The sequence below is a fragment of the Methylobacterium variabile genome (assembly GCF_001043975.1).
GTDB classification, from domain to species: domain Bacteria; phylum Pseudomonadota; class Alphaproteobacteria; order Rhizobiales; family Beijerinckiaceae; genus Methylobacterium; species Methylobacterium variabile.
In genome coordinates, this window is sequence record NZ_LABY01000186.1 from 25,956 (window position 1) to 44,562 (window position 18,607).

The 18,607-nt window shown below is 73.1% G+C and carries 21 protein-coding genes; 10 read left to right on the forward strand and 11 right to left on the reverse strand.

The features are described 5' to 3' along the window. Positions 1-78 precede the first annotated feature (78 nt). Positions 79-1,113: a bile acid:sodium symporter family protein gene (locus tag VQ02_RS25165; RefSeq protein WP_048446980.1), complete on the reverse strand. Its 1,035-nt coding sequence runs from the start codon at positions 1,111-1,113 to the stop codon at positions 79-81. Positions 1,114-1,253: 140 nt separating this feature from the next. On the opposite strand from VQ02_RS25165, the gene VQ02_RS25170 reads away from it, so the two are divergent. Both VQ02_RS25170 and VQ02_RS34885 read left to right on the forward strand, forming a co-directional pair. Continuing rightward, the gene (locus VQ02_RS25170; RefSeq protein WP_048446981.1) at positions 1,254-2,105 is read left to right on the forward strand and encodes a LysR substrate-binding domain-containing protein; all 852 of its coding nucleotides are present in this window, start codon (positions 1,254-1,256) and stop codon (positions 2,103-2,105) included. A 286-nt stretch (positions 2,106-2,391) separates the two neighbouring features. Further along, complete coding sequence (locus tag VQ02_RS34885) at positions 2,392-2,910, forward strand: hypothetical protein (protein WP_053080537.1); 519 nt, start codon at positions 2,392-2,394, stop codon at positions 2,908-2,910. Positions 2,911-3,084: 174 nt separating this feature from the next. On the opposite strand, the gene VQ02_RS25180 is transcribed toward VQ02_RS34885, so the two are convergent. Then, positions 3,085-3,405 (reverse strand): hypothetical protein, encoded by a 321-nt coding sequence (locus tag VQ02_RS25180; RefSeq protein ID WP_048446982.1) that lies wholly within the window; start codon positions 3,403-3,405, stop codon positions 3,085-3,087. 284 nt (positions 3,406-3,689) lie between these two features. Here VQ02_RS25180 and VQ02_RS25185 point away from each other — a divergent pair, with 284 nt between their 5' ends. The 4 genes from VQ02_RS25185 to VQ02_RS25200 all read left to right on the forward strand — a co-directional run bounded on the left by VQ02_RS25185 (position 3,690) and on the right by VQ02_RS25200 (position 6,589). Then, positions 3,690-4,127, forward strand: a complete 438-nt coding sequence (locus VQ02_RS25185; protein ID WP_048446983.1) for a DUF2948 family protein — start codon at positions 3,690-3,692, stop codon at positions 4,125-4,127. 52 nt (positions 4,128-4,179) lie between these two features. Next, positions 4,180-5,469, forward strand: coding sequence for a histidinol dehydrogenase (gene hisD / locus VQ02_RS25190; protein ID WP_048446984.1), 1,290 nt, complete (start codon positions 4,180-4,182; stop codon positions 5,467-5,469). A 100-nt stretch (positions 5,470-5,569) separates the two neighbouring features. Then, the gene (locus VQ02_RS25195) at positions 5,570-6,058 is read left to right on the forward strand and encodes a UPF0262 family protein (protein ID WP_048446985.1); all 489 of its coding nucleotides are present in this window, start codon (positions 5,570-5,572) and stop codon (positions 6,056-6,058) included. Positions 6,059-6,166: 108 nt separating this feature from the next. Then, positions 6,167-6,589 carry an arsenate-mycothiol transferase ArsC gene (locus VQ02_RS25200; RefSeq protein ID WP_048446998.1) on the forward strand — a complete coding sequence of 141 codons (423 nt, stop codon included), beginning with the start codon at positions 6,167-6,169 and terminating at the stop codon, positions 6,587-6,589. Between the two features lie 54 nt (positions 6,590-6,643). Here VQ02_RS25200 and VQ02_RS25205 read toward each other — a convergent pair whose 3' ends face one another. From VQ02_RS25205 to VQ02_RS25220, 4 genes are all read right to left on the reverse strand, one after another. After that, on the reverse strand, positions 6,644-6,964 hold the full coding sequence (locus VQ02_RS25205) for an AzlD family protein (protein WP_053080538.1): 321 nt from the start codon (positions 6,962-6,964) through the stop codon (positions 6,644-6,646). Beyond that, a complete protein-coding gene (locus VQ02_RS25210; RefSeq protein WP_048446986.1) occupies positions 6,961-7,677 on the reverse strand; it encodes an AzlC family ABC transporter permease in 717 nt (238 codons plus the stop codon). Before VQ02_RS25210 ends, VQ02_RS25205 begins: the two co-directional genes overlap by 4 nt. Positions 7,678-7,877: 200 nt before the next feature. Then, positions 7,878-8,861 carry a PAS domain-containing protein gene (locus VQ02_RS25215; RefSeq protein WP_083469439.1) on the reverse strand — a complete coding sequence of 328 codons (984 nt, stop codon included), beginning with the start codon at positions 8,859-8,861 and terminating at the stop codon, positions 7,878-7,880. Then, a complete protein-coding gene (locus tag VQ02_RS25220) occupies positions 8,851-9,594 on the reverse strand; it encodes a Crp/Fnr family transcriptional regulator (protein ID WP_048446987.1) in 744 nt (247 codons plus the stop codon). Before VQ02_RS25220 ends, VQ02_RS25215 begins: the two co-directional genes overlap by 11 nt. 351 nt (positions 9,595-9,945) lie before the next feature. Here VQ02_RS25220 and VQ02_RS25225 point away from each other — a divergent pair, with 351 nt between their 5' ends. Next, positions 9,946-10,272 carry a hypothetical protein gene (locus VQ02_RS25225; RefSeq protein WP_048446988.1) on the forward strand — a complete coding sequence of 109 codons (327 nt, stop codon included), beginning with the start codon at positions 9,946-9,948 and terminating at the stop codon, positions 10,270-10,272. A 6-nt stretch (positions 10,273-10,278) separates the two neighbouring features. Next, on the forward strand, positions 10,279-10,554 hold the full coding sequence (locus VQ02_RS25230; protein ID WP_048446989.1) for a hypothetical protein: 276 nt from the start codon (positions 10,279-10,281) through the stop codon (positions 10,552-10,554). 352 nt (positions 10,555-10,906) lie between these two features. On the opposite strand, the gene VQ02_RS25235 is transcribed toward VQ02_RS25230, so the two are convergent. The 4 genes from VQ02_RS25235 to VQ02_RS25250 form a co-directional block, all read right to left on the reverse strand. Continuing rightward, the gene (locus VQ02_RS25235) at positions 10,907-11,167 is read right to left on the reverse strand and encodes a hypothetical protein (RefSeq protein ID WP_048446990.1); all 261 of its coding nucleotides are present in this window, start codon (positions 11,165-11,167) and stop codon (positions 10,907-10,909) included. Positions 11,168-11,236: 69 nt separating this feature from the next. Continuing rightward, positions 11,237-11,947, reverse strand: a complete 711-nt coding sequence (locus tag VQ02_RS25240) for a hypothetical protein (RefSeq protein ID WP_048446991.1) — start codon at positions 11,945-11,947, stop codon at positions 11,237-11,239. 14 nt (positions 11,948-11,961) lie between these two features. Next, entirely contained in the window at positions 11,962-12,300 is a 339-nt protein-coding gene (locus tag VQ02_RS34890; RefSeq protein ID WP_157080801.1) for a hypothetical protein, read from the reverse strand. 150 nt (positions 12,301-12,450) lie between these two features. Continuing rightward, complete coding sequence (locus tag VQ02_RS25250; RefSeq protein WP_048446992.1) at positions 12,451-12,654, reverse strand: hypothetical protein; 204 nt, start codon at positions 12,652-12,654, stop codon at positions 12,451-12,453. 256 nt (positions 12,655-12,910) lie between these two features. On the opposite strand from VQ02_RS25250, the gene VQ02_RS25255 reads away from it, so the two are divergent. Together VQ02_RS25255 and VQ02_RS25260 are read left to right on the forward strand one after the other, a co-directional pair. Continuing rightward, positions 12,911-15,802 carry a phosphoenolpyruvate carboxylase gene (locus VQ02_RS25255; RefSeq protein WP_083469440.1) on the forward strand — a complete coding sequence of 964 codons (2,892 nt, stop codon included), beginning with the start codon at positions 12,911-12,913 and terminating at the stop codon, positions 15,800-15,802. A 163-nt stretch (positions 15,803-15,965) separates the two neighbouring features. Beyond that, the gene (locus VQ02_RS25260; protein WP_048446993.1) at positions 15,966-17,054 is read left to right on the forward strand and encodes a helix-turn-helix transcriptional regulator; all 1,089 of its coding nucleotides are present in this window, start codon (positions 15,966-15,968) and stop codon (positions 17,052-17,054) included. 19 nt (positions 17,055-17,073) lie between these two features. Here the strand turns inward: VQ02_RS25260 and VQ02_RS25265 are convergent, their stop codons facing one another. After that, on the reverse strand, positions 17,074-18,264 hold the full coding sequence (locus tag VQ02_RS25265; RefSeq protein ID WP_048446994.1) for a thermonuclease family protein: 1,191 nt from the start codon (positions 18,262-18,264) through the stop codon (positions 17,074-17,076). Positions 18,265-18,607: the final 343 nt, after the last annotated feature.

Here is an 18,607-nt window from a genome sequence, read left to right on the forward strand (position 1 = left end):
GACGGGGCTGGACACTCACGAGAGCCGGTACGCAACTTGGCTCGACGTGGAGAATGACGCGACGACGTGAATCCTTCGTCAACGCGCCGCGAGCTTGGCGGCGGGCGCCACGCCGGCCCGCGCCAGGCCTTCCTCGGCGGCGAGCACGGCCTGCGTGCGGGCGGCGTAGCGGCGGGCCAGCGCCGCGCATGCCATGAGCTGGACCTGGTGGAAGAGCATCAGGGGCAGCAGGATGCCGCCGACGTCCTGGCCGGCGAAGATCACGTTCGCCATCGGCACGCCCGAGGCCAGGCTCTTCTTCGAGCCGCAGAACACGATGGTGATCTCGTCCTCCTTCGAGAAGCCGAGGAGGCGGCTCGCCGCGGTGGTGACCGCCAGCACCATCGCGAGCAGCACCAGGTCGACGACCAGCATGGTGGCGAGCGCCGGCAGCGGCGTGCGGGACCACAGGCCCGTCGCCACGGCGTGGCTGAAGGCGATGTAGACGATGAGCAGGATCGAGCCGCGGTCGACCACCATGGTCAGCGGCTTGTGCCGGTTCAGCCACGGGCCGAGGCGCGGCTGCAGCGCTTGCCCGATCACGAAGGGCAGGAGCAGCTGCGCCATGATCTTGCCGACCGCCGCCCAGTCGAAGCCGTGGTGGCTGCCTTGCGTCTTGAGCAGCACCGCGACGAGGAGCGGGGTGATGAACATGCCGAGGATGTTCGAGGCCGAGGCCGAGCAGATCGCCGCCGGCACGTTGCCGCCCGCCACCGACGTGAAGGCGATCGAGGATTGCACGGTCGAGGGCAGCACGCACAGGAACAGCACGCCGGCGGCGAGCGCCGGGGTCAGCAGGGTCGGGCTCAGGAGGCCGGCGGCGAGGCCGAGGATCGGGAAGAGCACGAAGGTCGAGGCGAACACCACGAGGTGCAGGCGCCAGTGCACGAGCCCGGCGAGCGCCGTCTGGCGGTCGATGCGGGCGCCGTGCAGGAAGAACAGCAGCGCGATCAAGCCATTGGCGAAGACGCCGAGCCACTCGGCCGCCCGGTCCTGCACCGGCAGCAGGCTGCCGAGCACCAGGGCGCCGACGATCATCAGCGTGAAGTTGTCGGGGCGGAAGCGGGAGAGCATGACGGGCCGGACGCGCTGTCTGAGGAGTTCGCCCTTACCTAATCGGCCGGCGGCCGGATGGGTACGCGGGGACCCGGGATTACAGTTATCGTGAAGTGCGATAACCTGCGCGTCGCTCATGCAGGATGCGGAGATCCGTGATGACCCGCCTGATCGACCCCGTGCTCCTGCGCACCCTGGCGGCGGTGGTGCGCAGCCGCAGCTTCAGCCGGGCGGCCGAGCAGCTCGGCCTCGGCCAATCGACGGTGAGCCAGCACGTCCAGCGCCTGGAGGCGCAGCTCGGGCAGCGGCTCGTGGCCCGGGACACCCACTCGGTGGCCCTGACGCCGGAGGGCGAGACGGTGCTCGGCTTCGCCCGCACCGTGCTCGACGCGCACGAGCGGCTGGAGCGGGCGCTCGCCGGCGGCCCGGTGCGGGGCAAGGTGCGCTTCGGCGCCTCCGAGGACTTCGTGCAGAGCCGGCTCTCGGAGGTGCTGCGGGACTTCCGCGAGGCCTACCCCTCCGTCGACCTCGAGCTGAGCGTGGCGCTGACGGGCTTCCTCAACGAGGCCCTCGCCCGGGGCGAGCTCGACCTCGTGCTGGGCAAGCGCCACGTCGGCGAGACGCAAGGGATGCTGGTGCGGCGCGACCGGCTGGTCTGGGTCGGGCTGCCGACCGCCCTGCCGGAGCGGGGCGAGCCGGTGGCGCTCGCGAGCTTCCCGCCCCCCAGCATCACCCGGGCGATCGCCCTCGCGGCGCTCACGCAGGAGGGCCGGGCGTTCCGCATCACCTGCACCTGCGCCAGCCTCAGCGGCCTGCGCGCCGCGGCGCTCGCCGGCGTCGGCCTGATGGCGCAGCCCCGCAGCCTGATCCCGGACGGGCTCCAGGAGCTCGCCCATCCCGACCTGCCGCGGCTCGCCGACGTCGAGTTCGTGCTCTCCGGCCCAGGGCTCCACCGCGAGCCGAGCCGGGCGCTCGCGCACGAGATCCTGAACGCGGACATCTGGGATTGACGCTCCCCGCTACGGCGGGCGCCCGGCCGCGCCCGCCGGGAGAGGCCGGGATTTTCTCGCGCGGCTTTCGCATTCCTTAAGGCTGGAACCCGGTTCGGATTGCCCGCCCGCCGGCATTCCTTAGGGTGCCGTCGCGACGGAGTCGCAGACCAGGGCCGGGAACCCGGGACTCGGCCAGTCCAGGCCCGGCCCGCGACGTCGCGAGGACCGCCGTCGACATCCGCGCCCCGGGTTCCGGCGCCGGATCCACGCGGCCTCACGCCTCTTGAACGTGGGATTTCATCGGATGGTCAGGAACATCGCCGGTCTCGTCGCCGCGCTCGCCCTCGCGACGGGCCTCGGCGCTCAGGCGCGAGCCCAGGTGATCAGCCCGAGCGGCGGGACCACCCACGTCCACATCTACAATTTCGGCGCGCCGGGCGGCCGCACCCCCGGCCCGGGCGGCCCGGTCGCGGCGCCGCCATCCGGGGCGGGCCGATCGTACTGGGATCACAACCGGTCGGTCATGTACCTGGTGGCGAACGGCGCCCGGCGACGGTTCTACTATCACCGCCCCCGCCCCGGCATGGCGGAGGCCGGCGCCCGCAGCGGCAGCCTGCTGTTCGACGGCGTCAGGGCCGGGAATACCTACTCGGGCATCGCGTACGTCTTCGCCGGTGCCTGCGGCGCATTCGACTACAAGGTCGACGGCTACGTCGTCGCCGACCGCCGGGTGGTGATGCGCGGCCTGGCGCCCCGGGTCGACCAGCGGACCTGCGGCGTGTTCGACTACCGGCCCGACGAGCTGGCCTTCGACCTGCTGTGAGGGCGCGCCCGGGCCGGCACTCCGGCGATCGACTAGAGATCACGTCGGACCGATCAAGGTCCGGCGTCTCCGCCGTTGCCCCGGGAACCGCGGCCCGGGGCGACGGCGGAGGATGCCGCCTTCGTCGCGAGAGCCACGCGGGCTCGGACGTCGTGCGGGTTCCGGACCGGATCCTCAGTACCCGATGGCGCCGCGCTTGAAGCCGAAGCCCGGGACCTCGCAGCCGCAGGAGGTGTTGAGGGGCGCCGGCCGGGTCGGGCAGTTGCCGCGGGCGGTGACGCAGATCCGGCCGATGCGGCCGCCGCCATACCCGCCGCCGTAGTCGCGGTAGCGCGGGCGGTCCTCGTCATAGCCGCGGTAGCGCGGGCGGTCGTAGTCGTAGCGCTCCTCGTAGCGGCGGCGCGGGCGGTCATCGTCGTAGCCGTAGCCGTACTGCGCGAAGGCGGGCGCGATGCCGAGGCCGAGCGTCAGGGCGGCCAGGGCTGCGGTCGTCACCGTTCTCACGGGTCTCTCCTCCAAGTCGGGTCCAAGGTCGAGTCCAAGCCGGACCTTTCTGCCGGTCACGCTAGGCATCCGCACATGAACGCCGCCTGAGGCCGTTCGGTGCCGCGGCAGCAGCGAGGATGGTGAAGAATCCCAACCGCATGGCCGTCGCCGGGCAACGGTTGTCGTTGGCGGGGAGCGTCGCTACCTACGCTCAGTATTACTCCGACAGCACGGGCCGCGCCGCCGGACGGACGGCCCCAAGCACAGGGACGCCGACAGTGAAGGACGCGGAGATGGAGCTCCTGAAGCTCGCTGCCCTCGACGCCGACGATCTCGCGGTCATCTCGACCCACCTTCAGGATGCGGTCCTGCGGACCGGAGACCTCGCCTACCTGCCCCGGGAGCGCCGCTTCGCCCTGGTGGCGCGGCGCTTCGACTGGGAATGTCCGGACGGCGCCCCGCCCCGGCGGCGGCTGACCGGCCTGCACTTCGACCGGGTGCTGGCCGTGCGCTGCCGCAACATTCCCCGCGACGAGCCCGACGCACCGCTGGAGCTCCTCGCCATCACGTTCGAGCCCGGCGAGGCGCCCTCCGGCACCGCGACGCTGATCTTCGCCGGCGGCGGCGCGATCCGGCTCGAGCTCGAATGCGTCGAGGCCGCCATGAAGGATCTCGGCCCGGTCTGGCAGGCCGAGAGCAAGCCGGTCCACGTCCCCCTCGACGCGGCCTGAAATTTTTGGCAGTCGGCGGGCCACGCCCGCCGCCTCGATCACCGGACCCCGCATGCAGCGCCTCGATTCCCGCGATCCCGACTTCGAGGCGCAGTTCGCCCGCCTGCTCTCGGTCAAGCGCGAGGTGGCGGAGGATGTCGACGCGGCGGTGCGCGACATCATCCGGGACGTGGTCGACCGTGGCGACGCGGCCCTCATCGACTACACGCGCCGCTTCGACCGGCTCGACCTCCGGCCCGGGACCATCCGGGTCGCGCCCGAGGAGATCGACGCCGCGGTGGCGGCCTGCGCCCCCGACGCCCTCGAGGCCCTGGCGCTCGCCAAGGACCGGATCGAGACCTTCCACCGCGCCCAGGTGCCGGCGGACCACCGCGAGACCGACGCCCTCGGCGTCACCCTCGGCTGGCGCTGGACCGCCCTCGAATCGGTCGGCCTCTACGTGCCGGGGGGCACCGCGAGCTATCCCTCCTCGGTGCTGATGAACGCGGTGCCGGCCAAGGTCGCGGGCGTGCCGCGCGTCGCCATGGTGGTGCCGACGCCCGACGGGGTCACCAACCCGCTGGTCCTCGCCGCCGCCCGCCTCGCCGGGGTCGACGAGGTCTTCCGGGTCGGCGGCGCCCAGGCGGTGGCGGCCCTCGCCTACGGCACGGCGACGATCCGGCCGGTGGCCAAGATCGTCGGCCCGGGCAACGCCTACGTGGCGGCGGCCAAGCGCCGGGTGTTCGGCCAGGTCGGCATCGACATGATCGCCGGTCCCTCCGAGGTGCTGATCCTCGCCGATTCCTCCGCCAACCCGGACTGGGTGGCGGCCGACCTCCTCGCCCAGGCCGAGCACGACACGGCCGCCCAGGCGATCCTGGTCACCGACAGCGACGCGCTCGCCGACGCCGTCGCGGCGGCGGTGGAGGGTCAGCTGAGGACCCTGCCGCGGGCCGAGATCGCGACGGCGAGCTGGCGCGACTACGGCGCCATCGTCCGGGTCGAGCGCCTCGTCGACGCGATCCCGCTGGTCGACCACCTCGCCCCCGAGCACCTCGAGATCGAGGCGGCGGACGCGGACGATCTGGCGGCGCGGGTGCGCAATGCCGGCGCGATCTTTCTCGGCGCCCATACCCCGGAGGCGATCGGCGACTATGTCGGCGGTCCCAACCACGTCCTGCCGACCGCGCGTTCGGCCCGGTTCTCGTCCGGCCTCGGCGTGCTCGACTTCATGAAGCGGACCACGCTCCTGTCCTGCACGCCGGACGCCCTGCGCCGGCTCGGCCCCGCCGCGGTTGCGCTCGGCCGCTCGGAGGGGCTGGACGGGCATGCCCGCTCGGTGGCGATCCGCCTGAACCTGTGAGCCGGAGAGTCCGGGTCACCCAACGTCCGGCTTGCGCGCCAGCCCGCGCTCGCCTCTGCTGCAAGCGCCCAGAATCGGCGAAACCCGGAGAGGAGATCCGATGGCGAGCGAGGCTCCCGATCCGCGACAGCGCCTGGCGGCGGTGACGCTCGACGAGGATTCGATCGGGCGCGGCAACCCCGACCAGGAGCACGAGCGCGCCATCGCGATCTACGACATCCTGGAATCCAACAGCTTCCGCGTGGCCAACCACGAGGGCGGTCCCTACGCCCTGGCGCTCGGCCTCGTCGAGAACAAGCTCTCCTTCGCGATCTCGACCGCCGACGGCCAGCCGGTGATGACCCACCTCCTGTCGCTGACGCCGTTCCGCGGCGTGATCCGCGACTACGAGATGATCTGCGACAGCTACTTCAAGGCGATCCGCACTGCCTCGCCGAGCCAGATCGAGGCGATCGACATGGGCCGGCGCGGGGTCCACAACGAGGCCTCCGAGCTGCTGCGCCAGCGGCTGGAGGGCAAGGTGGAGATCGACCACGACACCGCCCGTCGGCTGTTCACCCTGATCTTCGCCCTGCACTGGAAGGGCTGAGGCGCGCGATGCGGCGGCGGCGGGAGGGTTCGGGTGGCTGATCCTGCCGGCGGCGCGGCCGCCGAGGCCGACCCGTCGAGAGGCGACCCGCGGGCGCCGGGCCGTCGGGTGCAGTCGGTGCTGTTCGTCTGCAACTTCAACGCCGTGCGCTCGGCCTGCGCGGAGGCGCTGGCCCGGCACTATTTCGGCCGGTCAGTCTACGTGCAGTCCGCCGGCGTGCGCGGGGGCGAACCCACCGACCCGTTCATGATCGCGGCCCTCGACGAGGTCGGCATCGACGCCTCCCGCCACCGCCCCCGCACCCTCGAGGAGCTGGAGGAATGGGAGGGCCTGAACTTCGACCTGATCGTCTCGCTCTCGCCGGAGGCCCACCACGCCGCCCTGGAGCTCACCCGCACGGTGGCGGCCGACGTCGAGTACTGGCCGACCCCGGACCCGACGGTGTCGCAGGGCTCCCGCGAGCAGCGCCTCGACGCCTACCGCGACGTGCGCGACGGGCTGGGATTTCGCATCCGGCAGCGGCTGCGCTGACTGCGGGAGCGCCGCATCGTCCTCGGCGAACCGGCCTCCACGTCGTCGAATGCTCTAGAGCCCCAGCGCCCGCCCGGCCGCCACGACCCCCAGCCCCGCCAGCACCGCGGCGAGCTCGAACCGCGTGAGCGCCATCACGGCGGCGGCGGTCGCGAGGCCCAGGAAGCCCGGCAGGCCGGCGGTGAGTCCGGTGGGCAGGGCCGTCGCCACCACGATCGAGCCCGGCAGGGCGCGCAAGCCCCGCTCGACCCGCGGCGTGAGCCGCACCCGGCTCATCAGCACCACGCCCGAGGCGCGGCAGAGATAGGTGACGAGGGCGAGGGCGAGGATGGCGATCCAGGGACCGGCGGGCCCGGCGAGAGCTGCGTCGATCACCGCTTCGCCCCGTCGTCGACGAGGAGGCCGGTGACGAGCCCCGCCGCCGCCCCCGCCGCGATGAAGGCGTAGCCCGGCACCAGTCGCTGCACCAGGAGCGCCACGAGGCCCGAGGCGAGCCAAGGCAGCGCCGGCCGCACCCCGCGCCACAGCGGCGCCAGCATGGCGGCGAAGAACACCGGCAGGATCATGTCGAGGGCGTAGGCCCGCGGCTGAGTCACGAGGGCCCCGGCGAGGTGGCCGGCTGCCGTCGAGGCGACCCAGAGCGGCCACAGGCCGATGCCGGAGCCGAACAGCACGCCGAGGTCGCGGCCGCCCTCCGCCCGGTGGCGCACGCCGATGAGCCAGCTCGCGTCGACGAGCACGAACAGCGTCAGTGCCGTGCGCCAGAGCGGCGTGCCGCGCATCCAGGGCTGGATCGTGGCGCCCATCAGGATCATGCGGGCGTTGATGAGGCCGGTGACCGTCATGGCGGCGAGGAGCGCGCTCACCGTCCAGGGCTGGCCCCAGACCTCGAGGGTCACCATCTGGGCCGAGCCGGCATAGACGAGGGCGCTGGCCCCCACCGCCTCGGCCAGGCTCAGGCCGCGCTGGGCCGCCGCGGCACCGAACGCGGCGCCGAACACCGCGATGCTGGGCCAGAGCGGCAGGCTGAGCCGGATTCCCGTGAGGATGCCGGCCCGGGTGAACGGCGCGGCGGACGAGTCGGACATGGGGACGCGGAGAGCTGTGTCGGGGAGCGACGCGGGCGGGAGATCCGTCTGTTGCTCCGCGCTCCGGCGGGCGTCAATGCGCGGGCGTGCCTGCCCAGGGTTGCAGGATCCGGGGCGGTCCCGGCCACGCTCATGGTTGACGGATCCTCAAACCGTCCGGTCGCTCCCCGTTTCCACGTGAAACAGCCGCGATCGCGGCATCACCTCGGCAACGGCACCGCGACGACGATGCGGCGCTCGTCGCCGGTCTGCGCGACGGTGGCGGTGGCGCGCAGGTCGTAGGCGAGCATCCGCTCCAGCATCTCGTTGCGCAGCGTTCCGCCGTCGCCGCGGCGCGCGCCCGGTCCCGCCCGCTCGCTCCAGGTCAGGGTGAGGCACGCCGGCGACGCGACCCAGGTCACGGCGATCCGGTCGTGGCCGTCGAGCACGGCGCCGAGGGCCAGCTCGTGCAGGGCGAGCCCGAGCTTCTCGGCCACCTCCGGGGACAGGCGGACCTGCGGGCCGGCGAGCTCGCACGGCTCCGGCAGGGCGTGGGCGGAGAGTTCGTCCCGGATCAGCACGTCCAGGGCGACGCCGACCAGGGGCTCGCGGGTGACCTCGGCCTGGATGCGGGCCATCGCGGCGAGGCGGTCGTCGACGTAGGCCACCACCTCGTCGGCGGTCTCGGCGGTCTCCGCGACGCGGCGCACGATGCCCCGGATCACCGCGAGGTTGTTGCGGCCCCGGCGCTGCAGCTCGAAGACCAAGCGCTCCTGCGCCTCGCGCATCAGGTAGAGGGCGTGGATGTCCGTCGAGGTGCCGAACCAGGCCGTCGGCCGGCCGTCGGCGGCACGCCTCGGCGTCGCCCGGGTGGAGAACCAGAAATACGCCTCCTCCGCCTCCCCGGCCCGCTCCCGGCGCAGGCGATGCTCGACGGCGAGGTGGCCGCGGCGCGACGCCGCCCGCCAGGCCTGGAGCGTGCGCTCCCGGTCCTCCGGGTGCACGGCCTCGAGCCATCCGTAGCCGCGGCTGCGGCCCGGGGTCTGGCCGGTGAAGGCGGCCCATTGCCGGCTGGCCCAGACCCAGTCGCCCCGTGAGTCCGACTGCCAGACCAGGTGCGGGATGCTCTCGATCATCCGGCGGAAGTCGGGTTCTTCGCCCTCCGCCGTCTCACAAGCCTCGAACCGGTCGGCGTCAGACTTCATTGGAATCGAGGTGCCGTCCTTCCCGGCCTAGATGCAGATAGTTCGGATTGAACTGCACCGCCCGCTGCAGGGCATCGAGCCGGTGGATGGTGAGCTCGCGGCCGCGCAGGGAGATCAGCCCGACGCTGCGCAGTTCCTGCAGCGTGCGGTTCACGTGCACCACCGAGAGCCCGATCGTGTCGGCGATCTCGGCCTGGGTCAGGGGCAGCTCGCAGGCACAACCCTGGGTGAGCCCGACCGCGCGCAGCCGCACGTAGAGTTCGCAGAGGAGATGGCCCAGGCGCTCGAAGGCGGTGCGCTGGCCGATGTTCACCGTCCACTCGCGCTGGATCGCCGCCGCCACCAGGGATTCCCAGCACAGGGCCTGCGACAGCCGGGCGTGGCCGCTGGTGAGCTGCCGCATGGTCTCGGTGGGAATCTCGGCCAGGGTCACCGCCGTCACGGTGCCGATCGAGTGGTCCATCTCGCGCAGGATCGCGACGTTGTGATCGCACAGGTCGCCGGGCAGCAGGTAGGCGATGATCTGGCGACGTCCATCCTCGAGGGTCTTGTAGCGGCAGGCCCAGCCTTCGAGGATCAAGTTTACGCCCTGGGGCAGGTCACCCTCGTGAACGATGTCGTCCCGCGACCGGATGCGACGCGTGCGCTGGCGCGCCGCCTGGTCGAGCGCCTGCTTGTCGTCGGAGGACAAGCTCGTGAAATGCTCGAGCTTGCGGATGAGAAACTCGGCCAAGGCACCCCACCATACCATTTCTATCTTGAGGTAACACATTTCAATTCAAGATTGTTATAACAAAAGTTAGTTACGAGGTTCTCTCGGCCGGTTTTTGAAACATTACTGTTAGTTTTGTGCAGTTCCGCCGGCGAGTGCCGCTGCTGACGGAGCTGATATGGCTCACCCGGCGAAGCCGGCGCGGGATGCCCCCGTTGGGCGACGTCGTGCCGGCGACGGCCGCGCGCGAAGTGTTGCGGTCTAACAACATCACGTTTGGAAGTGAAAGCTCGGCCGCAGAGCGGGGATTGTGATCCGCGCCCGAATGGGCAGTTTTGGGCCCGGGGCGGCTCCTGCGATACGAGGCTGCGGATGACGTCATGCTGGATGCACGATCTGCCCACCGGGCCGGCTCCCGCCGTCGTGCCGGCGCGGGCCATCCGGCCGGGTGACGCCGGTCGCCTCGCCGCCGTCCTGGGACCGGGCCTGCACGCCGCCTTCGACGGCTGCCTGTCCGAGACCCTGCCGGCCGGCCTAGCCGAACTCGTGGGGCGGCTCGACCGCCCCGGCGCATTGTCCGACGGCGCGCGTACCGGCGCGTCGCGAACGATGCGGCACCATCAAAGGCCTGGAGGGGTGCCCGACCGCCGCGCGGTCGGACAGAGCTCCGGGGTTCCCGATTCCTTCGAGCGTCCGTAGAGTCCCATGAGCGAAATCGCCGCCGAATCCAACCGCGTGATCGCCTTCCCGCAGGCCGTGGCCGCGGCGCCCGTCGATGAGAACACCGCCTCGATGATCGAGGTGCTGCAGGAGCAGCTGCGCCTGGCCCGGGAGGGCAAGCTCCGCTCCGTGGCGGTGGTCTCGGTCTCCTCCGACGGCGGGGCGATCGGGACGCAGTGGTCCTGCACCCACGGCGACATCACCAGCCTCATCGGCAAGCTGACGGTGCTGACCCACGACATGATGGCCGCCCGCAAGTGATCGGACCGGGCCGGGAGCCCGCACGCCCCGGCCGGTCGCAGCGACGCTGCGGCGCAACGCTCCTCGGAGCGCTCCCGGGAGATCCCGGCGCCATCCTGACGGTGACGCGCGCGTCTCCGGTCCGCGACCTCGTCCCGAGGTCGAGAGCGGGGCCGCCCGAAACTCAGTCGAACGATCGTCCGATGCCGACGGCCCAGGATGCCGACGCATCAATTTCAGTCTCGGTCATGACCGAGATCGACGGGACCCGTTGGTCCATCTCGTATCTTCGCTACCGCGCCAGAGGCTTGGCGAAGTTTCGAGAACGGAACCAAAGCTCATCGTCTTTTCATCGTTGGTCAGACGCGTCGCCTCAGCCTTGGCTGAGCCGGCGGGCATTGGCCCGGACCTTCCGGCGGTAGTCCCGCACCACCCGCTCGGCCGTGCCGCCGGTGGCCAGGGTCATCGCCGCTTCCGCTGCGGCCACCATCTTCTCCGTCACCATGCGCTGCGCCTCGACCTGGGCCGCAGTACCGCCGAGCGAGAGCTTGGCCAGGCGCAGGGCGACGACTGTCTGCGCCTCCAGGCCCAGGCGGACGGTATCGAGGCCGAGGCGCAGCCAGGAATCGTACATGGTGGGACGTCTCCGAAATCAGGCGTGAGGGAGGAAACCCGCGGCGGCGCCGAAGCGCCGGGCCGGGGGTCAGGGGATCGCGCCCTGCGGCAGCACGAGGCCGCCGGGCGTCCGGGACGCGGGTTCGGCGGGCGCCGCGGCCTTCTCCCGCCGCGGCCTGGACGCGCGCGGCACATTCGCCTTGGCGGGATCGGCGGCGGTGGCCTCGGCCCCGGCGGATCCGCCCGCCTCGGCCGCATCCACCTTGCCCGCATCCGGCCTGGTCGCCGTCTTGGAGGCACCCTTGGAAGCATCCTTGGGGGCGTTTTTTGGTGTGGCGCGGGCCGCGGGGACCGGCTTGGAGGCCTTCGGCTCCGCGACCTTCGGGGCGTCGCCGCAGGCCTGGAACTTGAGCTCGGCCAGGACCTGGCCGCCGTCATCGGCCAGGATGCGCAGGGTCGGGGGCAGGTCGGCGACGGCGCCGGACCATTGGATCGTCGCGCTGTTCTGCGCCTCCAGGGCGGCCGGCGAGGGGCCGCGCCGCAGGCCCGACAGGTCGGGGCCGTAGGCGGTCGCGACCTTGTTGCGGATCACCACCTGCAGCACCTGCACGGATTCGGGCGAGAGCGGCCGCAACGGGTTGGTCCAGGTCATGGTTCCCTGCCGGGTGACCCAGAGGCGAAATCCCTTCGCCCCCGCGAACTCGGGCGCCTGCGGCGCCGGGCAGGCCGGCGCCGCGTCGTCCGGCGCCGCGCGGGCGGCGGAGGACGCGGCCAGGCAGGCAGCCAGGAGCACGGACATCGCGGCGGCGCTCCTCACCGGGCCTCTCCGTCGCGCGTGGAATCGTGGGGCGCCGGCCGGGTCAGGCCGGGCTCCTGCGGATCGTGGTCGATGGTCATGCGGCCCTGCGGTCGGAAGCGGGGAGCGTCGGGCGCCTCCAGCTGCTCGGGAAAGGCGCGATGCGCCTCCGGCTGCCGGGCCGCCTGCTCCAGCACGCCGGCGAGATCCTGGTCGAAGTCGCGGAAGAGTTCGTCGCCCCGGTCCTCCAGTTCCTGCTCGTGCGGGAGCCGCAGGGGCGGGCGGCGGGCGCGGCCATGCGCGAACACGAGCACCAGGCCCGCGAACACCAGAGCTGCCGCGGCAGCCAGAATCACGATCATCTCCATCGTGATACCAGCCTTAGAGCATTTCCGGCGGCGTGTCCGGTCGCGCAGCGACGGCCGCGCATGCGGTGTGCGAGACCCGCCCGGTGGGGGCAGGATCAGGAGACCGGAGGAAGGCGGGGGATTCGCGCCTGCCCGGCGTCAGGCCGGCAGGTAGCCCGCCTCGCGCAGGCCCGCCTCGACGGCGACGAGCAGCGCGGCGTCCGCCGGCGGTGCCTCGGGCGAATCCTCGGTCTCCTCGGCCGTGTGCGCGGGCGCCGATGCGCGCTTTGCCATCAACCCGGCCGGCAGGGTGCCGCCGACGAGCGTGGTGGCCGTTGCCAGGGCGGCTCCGATCGACATCATGGCGCGTTGCTCCGCGAGTCAGCGTCTTCGGGGCCGGCACTATGGGGCCTTCACCAAATCTTAACCATCCGCCGGGTGTGAATCCGGGCCGGGTGTGTCGCCGGAGCAGCAGAGCGGGCGACGAGGCGGCTCGCCACCCGGGAGGACCCGAGGTAAAGCGTGGCCGGGTCGCGGAACGCTCCTTGCGTCACGAACCCCGAGCGCATCCCGCGCGCCTCTCGCCGGACGGTGATCCGGCCACAGGACGAAGCGACCGATGGACAAGCTTCAAGGCCCCGAGATCCAGGGCACCGGCCCGCACGCCGCCCGTGAGAAGCGCGAGGACTTGCCCCTGGAGGACTTGCGCCCGGAGGAGTTGCGCCTGGAGGAGGATCTGCTCGGGCTTGTCGAGGAGGCCCGCCACCAGGCGAGCCAGGATCCCTTCCGCAATCCCGTCCTGACGGTGGCGCTGGCGATCAGCCGCCGCTTCGACCGGGGCGAGATCAGCGAGGAGAACCTCGAGGGCCTGTTCGTGCGCCTGCGCGGCCAGGCGCTGGAGGCCCGGGCGGCGCGGCTGCGGGCCTATCTGGGCCTCGGATCGGAGAAGGATTCGACGGCCGCCACCGCGGCCGTGGCGGCGGCGGCCGTCGGCGACCCGGAGATGTCGTTCGAGGCCGCCCGCGCCCGGGTCGAGCGCACGCGCTTCGCGGCGGTGTTCACCGCCCACCCGACCTTCGGGATGCCGAAGGCGGTGGCCCGGCTCCTGGCCGAGGCCGCCTCCGAGCCCGACCCGGCGGCGCGGCGCGCCCCCATCGCCGCCGCCGCGGCGCTCTCGTCCCGGGCCGACCCGGTGATCACCCTCAACGACGAGTTCGACCAGGCCCGGCACGCGGTCCAGCACGGCCGGGCCGCCCTCGACGGGCTCAACGCCGCCCTGCTGCGGGCCGCCCGCGAGCGCTGGCCCGACCGCTGGAGCGAGCTCGTCCCCAAGCCCGTCGTGATCGCCTCCTGGGTCGGCTGCGACACCGACGGGCGCACCGATATCGGCTGGTGGGACACCCTGCGCTACCGGCTCGAATCGAAGCGCACCCAGTTCGACCGGGTGCTGGCGCAGCTGCCCGACGACCCCGCCGCGGCGCCGGCCCGGCGGCTCGCCGAGGAGGCCCGGGCGGCGGTGGTGCGCCAGCTCGCGGTGGCACCGAAGCTCGGCGACCAGCCCGGCCTCGAGGAGGTGCACCGCTTCGCCCTCGCCCTCATCATCGAGCGCGATCGGGCCCAGACCTCGGCCGGGCCGCTCCTCGCCCTCCTCGACCAGGCGATCGCCGGGGCGGCCGACGACGAGGCGCGCCTCAGGCTCTGCGTCCTGCGCGCGGGCTGCGCCGCCCACGGGCTGCAGAACGGCCTGCCGCATTTCCGGCTCAACGCCAGCCAGGTCCACAACGCCGTGCGCCGGGCCCTGGAGCAGGAGGGCGACCCGACCGACCCGGCCCAGCGCCGCTCCCACCTCGCCTCGATCAACGCCCAGCTCGACACCGTCGCCGCGGTCCCGGTCGATTTCGGCGCTCTCGCCGCCGAGCGGGCCTCGGCCGCCCGGCTGATGATGACGATCGCCCAGATCCTCAAGCATGTCGACGGCACCCACCCGGTCCGCTTCCTGATCGCCGAGACCGAGACCGGCTACACGCTCCTCGCCGCCCTCTGGCTGGCGCAGCATTTCGGCATCGGCGACCGGGTCGAGATCACGCCGCTGTTCGAGACCGCCTCGGCCCTCGAGCAGGGCGTGCACGTGATCGAGGACGCGCTGCGCTCGCCTCACTGGCGGGCCTACCTCAAGCGCACCGGGCGCCTGGTGGTGCAGTTCGGCTACTCGGATTCCGGCCGCTACGTCGGCCAGCTCGCCGCCACCTTCTGGATCGAGCGCCTGCGCTTCCGCATCACCGAGCTGATGGCCGCCAGCGGCCTGACGGACATCGAGCTCGTCATCTTTGACACCCACGGCGAGTCGATCGGCCGCGGCGCGCACCCGACGAGCCTCGCCGACCGGCTGGCCTACCTCGCCCCCGACCACGCGCGGCGGCGCAACCGCGAGGCCGGGATCCGCACCAGCCTCGAATCGAGCTTCCAGGGCAGCGACGGCTACCTGATGTTCGGCACCAAGGCGCTCGCCGAGGCCACCGTCGCGCGCATCGGCGAGCACATCTACAGCCGGCTCCAGCCCGCCCCGGACCCGATCTACGCCGAGGCCGACTTCGCCACCGAGTTCTTCACCGGCGTGCGCCAGGACATGGAGACCCTGGTCAACGATCCCGGCTACGCGGCGTTGCTCGGCACCTTCGGGCCGAACCTCATCGACCGCACCGGCTCGCGCCCGGTGGCGCGGCAATCCGATGCCGGGGGGCCGGTCGCCATCACCCATCCGCGCCAGATGCGGGCGATCCCCAACAACGCGATCCTGCAGCAGCTCGGCTTCCTCGCCAACTCCCTGCACGGGGTCGGGCGGGCGGCGGGCCGGGCGCCCGACCTGTTCGTCGAGATGCGCGAGCGCTCCGAGCGCTTCGCCCGGGCCTTCCGGCTGGTGCAGGAGGCCACCGCCGTCGGCGACCTCGACGTGCTGCGCGCCTACATCGACACCCTCGACCCGTCCGTCTGGCTCGAGCGGGCCCGGCGGGCGACCCGGGACGGACGGCGGGAGGAGATCGTCGCGATCGCCGCCGCCCTCGACCGGCTCAACCTGGCACCGCACCTGCGCCGCCTGTTCGGCCGCCTGACCCACGACCACCTGATGCTCCACACGGTCGCCCCCGACCTGCCCGCCATGACGCCGCGGCTCGCCCTGCTGCACGCGCTGCGCCTGGCGCTCATCCACCGCATCTGGTTCCTGGCGGTGCACATCCCGGGCTTCCGGCCGCAGAGCGGCATCACCCGCGAGGTGCTGATCGAGCGCATCCTGCGCCTCGACGTCGAGAGCTGCCTCAAGCTCCTCGACGACATCTTCCCGGTATCGCCGGACCCGACGCTCGGCCTCAACTTCGGCGAGCCGGCGGGCCCGCGCGGCGTCGGCACCTACGAGGCCGAGCACCGCACCCTGTTCGCGCCGATCCGCCGGCTGTTCGGCCTCGTGCGCGAGATCAGCGGCATGATCCAGCACGAGGTCGGAGCCTTCGGCTGACGCCGGCGGCCCCGCCGGTCCCGGGCGAGCCCTGAGGCCCGTCCGGGCCGGCGACGTCCTGCGCCGGCGAACAAATCCTGTCGATCCGAGGGGGATGCCCCCGGCATCCTGGAGCCCCATGACGTAGTATCCGGCCGGATCAAGTCCGAGAGCTGCAGACGCCATGGGTCCGACCGACGACACGATCCGGCGCCTCGACGAGGGCCTCGGCGAGGCGGCCCTCGATCCGTCCCGCTGGGGCGCCGTGCTGGCGATGGTCTCCGGCCTGGTCGGGGGCGACGGGGCCATGCTGCTGCAGAGCCACCAGCGGGCGCCCGGCGTGCCCTGCACCCCGGAGATCGACGACCTCGTCGCCGACTACTTCCGGCACGGCTGGCACATGAGGGACCTTCGGACCCGGGCCGTGCCCCGGGTGATGCGGGGCGAGGTCGTCACCGACCACGACATACTGACCGGCGAGGAGATGGCCCGCGCGCCGTTCTACAACGAGTTGCTGGTGCCGCACGGCTATCACTGGTTCGCGGTGGCGGGCTTCCATGCCGGCGCCGAGCACTGGGCCGTGTCGGTCCAGCGCAAGGCGCGACGCGGCCCGTTCGCGGCAGAGCAGGTGCGGCCCCTCGCCGGCCTCGCACGACGGCTCGGCCAGGCCGCCACCCTGTCGGAAGCCCTCGGCCGCGCGGCCCTCGACGGCACCCTGCGCGGGCTCGACCAGGTCGCCCAGGCGGCCTTGGCCCTCGACGGCAGCGGCCGGATCGTGGGCGCCAACGCGCGGGCGGAAGCCCTGCTCGACGCCGCGTTCCGGATCAGCGACGGCGTGCTGCGGGTCGCCGACCCGCGAGCCCGGGACGAGATCGCGGCCCTGGCGCAGGCGCTTCAGTCGCGTCGGCCCTTCGCGGCGGGCCCGGTCCTGGTGCCGCGGCCCGACCGCCGTCCCCTGGTCCTGCGCGTCCTGCCGCTGGCGGAGGCCGCCCGCTCGCCGTTCCTGGGCGCCAGCGCACTCCTGACGATCACCGATCTCGAGGCCGAGCGGCGGCCCGACCCGACCCTGCTGGCGCAGGTCTTCGGCCTCACCGCGGCGGAGGCGCGGCTCGCCGCCTTCCTGGCCGCCGGCGCCTCCCTGGAGGAGGCCGCCAACGCCCTCGGCATCGCGGTCGGGACCGCCCGCAGCCAGATCAAGGCCGTGTTCGCCAAGACCGGGACCGGGCGCCAGGGCGCCCTGGTGGCGCTGCTCGGGGCGCCCGGCCTGTGGTAGCGCGCGCCGGGCCGCCGGCTCAGGGCTTGGCCCAGATCCCGAGCTTGCCCGTGCGGGCGTGGCGCTCGGCCTCGATCAGATCCGGCGTCGCCTCGGCGGTGGCGCGGCCGCCGCCGTTGTAGAGCACCACCTCGGAGAGGTCGTGGCCGTCGACGGTGCAGATCCAGGCGGTGCGGGCGGCGGTGGGCTGGCAGTTCACCGGGCGGCCGCCGAGATAGCCCGACAGGTCGCTCGCCTGCGCCCCCCGGGCGGATTCGACGCCGTAGAGGCGCAGGGTCCGGCCGCCGAGCCGCAGGGTCGCGGTGTCGAGCACCTCCGCGACGCCGGCGACCGGCCCGGCCGCGTCCGGCACCAGGGCCCCGGTCTCGACCGGCTCGCGCTTCGCGCCGGGCTTCGCCTCGGACGACTTGGCTTCTGCGGATTTGGCCTCCGCAGGCCTGGCCTCGCCGTTCCTCGGCGCAGGCTTCGTCTCGGACGGCTTGGCTTCTGCGGATTTGGCCTCCGCAGGCTTGGCCTCCGTGCGCCCGGCCTCGGCCGTGCGCGCATCGGCGGCCTTCCCGGAGGCGGAACGTTGCGCGGTCGCGGCCTCGCGGGCGGGCTCGCCGCTGCGGAGCGCGGCGTAGCCGGCGCCCAGCACCGCCAGCGTCCCGAGGGCGGCGTAGAGCGGGCGGCGGGGCACGCCCTGGCCGGGCAGCGGACGCGGCCGGGCGAGGCCGGGCTTCAGCCCCTCGCCGGACGGCGCGGGCGGCAGGATCGGGAGCGGCGCGGCCGCCGGGGCGGCCGGCTCCCGCGCCGGGCGGCGCAGGCGCGCGCGCAGATCGGCGAGGGCCTCCCGCAGCCGTCCGGTCCGGGCGGGGCGGGGCGGCACCTCCGGCCGGGCCGGCGGCTTCACGACGATCCAGTCCCGCGGCGCATCGTCCGCCGCTGCCGCCGCGGGCGGGGCGGGGGCGGCTGGCGGCTGGAACAGGCCGGGATGCTGGCGGCGCAGCTCGTCGACGAGGTCGCTCAGGCCAAGGGACACCGCCTCCCCGCCGACCATGCGGGTGCGCGGGCGCCCGTCCCGGTCGACGATCTGGTAGCCCGGCGGCGCATCGAGGTTGCGCGTGGCGGATTCGACCAGGAGCTCGAGGGTGCGACGGGCCACCGCGACGGGGCGCTGCCGGTCGATCTCCGCCCGGATCAGCGCCTGCAACTGCTCACGCGAGGTCATGTCCGCATCGTGTCCCATCGTCCCCGGCAGCAGGGTCCTCGGGGCGCCCATCGCCGCCGGCCCCGGTCATGTTCGGAAATCTAGGCATCAACCCCTCGCCCGGAAACGGCCTGCGAGGCAGGAGCCGCCGGTTCGCCGGCGAAAATGATGCGCGGGCGAGCGTCTCTGCCGGGTCGCTCCCCGCAGCCCGGCAGGGCGGCTGCGCTACTCGCGGCTCGCCACCGCGTCGCGGCGCACCACCCGGCTGGTCTCCGAGACGATCACCGGACGCCCGCCCGCGAAGCTGACCGCCAGCTCCAGGTCGACGGTGCCCTGCGAGCGCGCGCCGCGGTCGGGGCTGAAG

Coding starts and splice junctions, on each gene's coding strand:
- VQ02_RS25215 (WP_083469439.1), bottom strand. CDS start 8,861: ATGAAGTCTGACGCCGACCGGTTCGAGGCTTGTGAGACGGCGGAGGGC.
- VQ02_RS25240 (WP_048446991.1), bottom strand. CDS start 11,947: ATGTCCGTGCTCCTGGCTGCCTGCCTGGCCGCGTCCTCCGCCGCCCGC.
- VQ02_RS25255 (WP_083469440.1), top strand. CDS start 12,911: ATGGACAAGCTTCAAGGCCCCGAGATCCAGGGCACCGGCCCGCACGCC.
- VQ02_RS25230 (WP_048446989.1), top strand. CDS start 10,279: ATGAGCGAAATCGCCGCCGAATCCAACCGCGTGATCGCCTTCCCGCAG.
- hisD (WP_048446984.1), top strand. CDS start 4,180: ATGCAGCGCCTCGATTCCCGCGATCCCGACTTCGAGGCGCAGTTCGCC.
- VQ02_RS34885 (WP_053080537.1), top strand. CDS start 2,392: ATGGTCAGGAACATCGCCGGTCTCGTCGCCGCGCTCGCCCTCGCGACG.
- VQ02_RS25195 (WP_048446985.1), top strand. CDS start 5,570: ATGGCGAGCGAGGCTCCCGATCCGCGACAGCGCCTGGCGGCGGTGACG.
- VQ02_RS25250 (WP_048446992.1), bottom strand. CDS start 12,654: ATGATGTCGATCGGAGCCGCCCTGGCAACGGCCACCACGCTCGTCGGC.
- VQ02_RS25225 (WP_048446988.1), top strand. CDS start 9,946: ATGACGTCATGCTGGATGCACGATCTGCCCACCGGGCCGGCTCCCGCC.
- VQ02_RS25265 (WP_048446994.1), bottom strand. CDS start 18,264: ATGACCTCGCGTGAGCAGTTGCAGGCGCTGATCCGGGCGGAGATCGAC.
- VQ02_RS25170 (WP_048446981.1), top strand. CDS start 1,254: ATGACCCGCCTGATCGACCCCGTGCTCCTGCGCACCCTGGCGGCGGTG.
- VQ02_RS25165 (WP_048446980.1), bottom strand. CDS start 1,113: ATGCTCTCCCGCTTCCGCCCCGACAACTTCACGCTGATGATCGTCGGC.
- VQ02_RS25235 (WP_048446990.1), bottom strand. CDS start 11,167: ATGTACGATTCCTGGCTGCGCCTCGGCCTCGATACCGTCCGCCTGGGC.
- VQ02_RS25185 (WP_048446983.1), top strand. CDS start 3,690: ATGGAGCTCCTGAAGCTCGCTGCCCTCGACGCCGACGATCTCGCGGTC.
- VQ02_RS25210 (WP_048446986.1), bottom strand. CDS start 7,677: ATGTCCGACTCGTCCGCCGCGCCGTTCACCCGGGCCGGCATCCTCACG.
- VQ02_RS25260 (WP_048446993.1), top strand. CDS start 15,966: ATGGGTCCGACCGACGACACGATCCGGCGCCTCGACGAGGGCCTCGGC.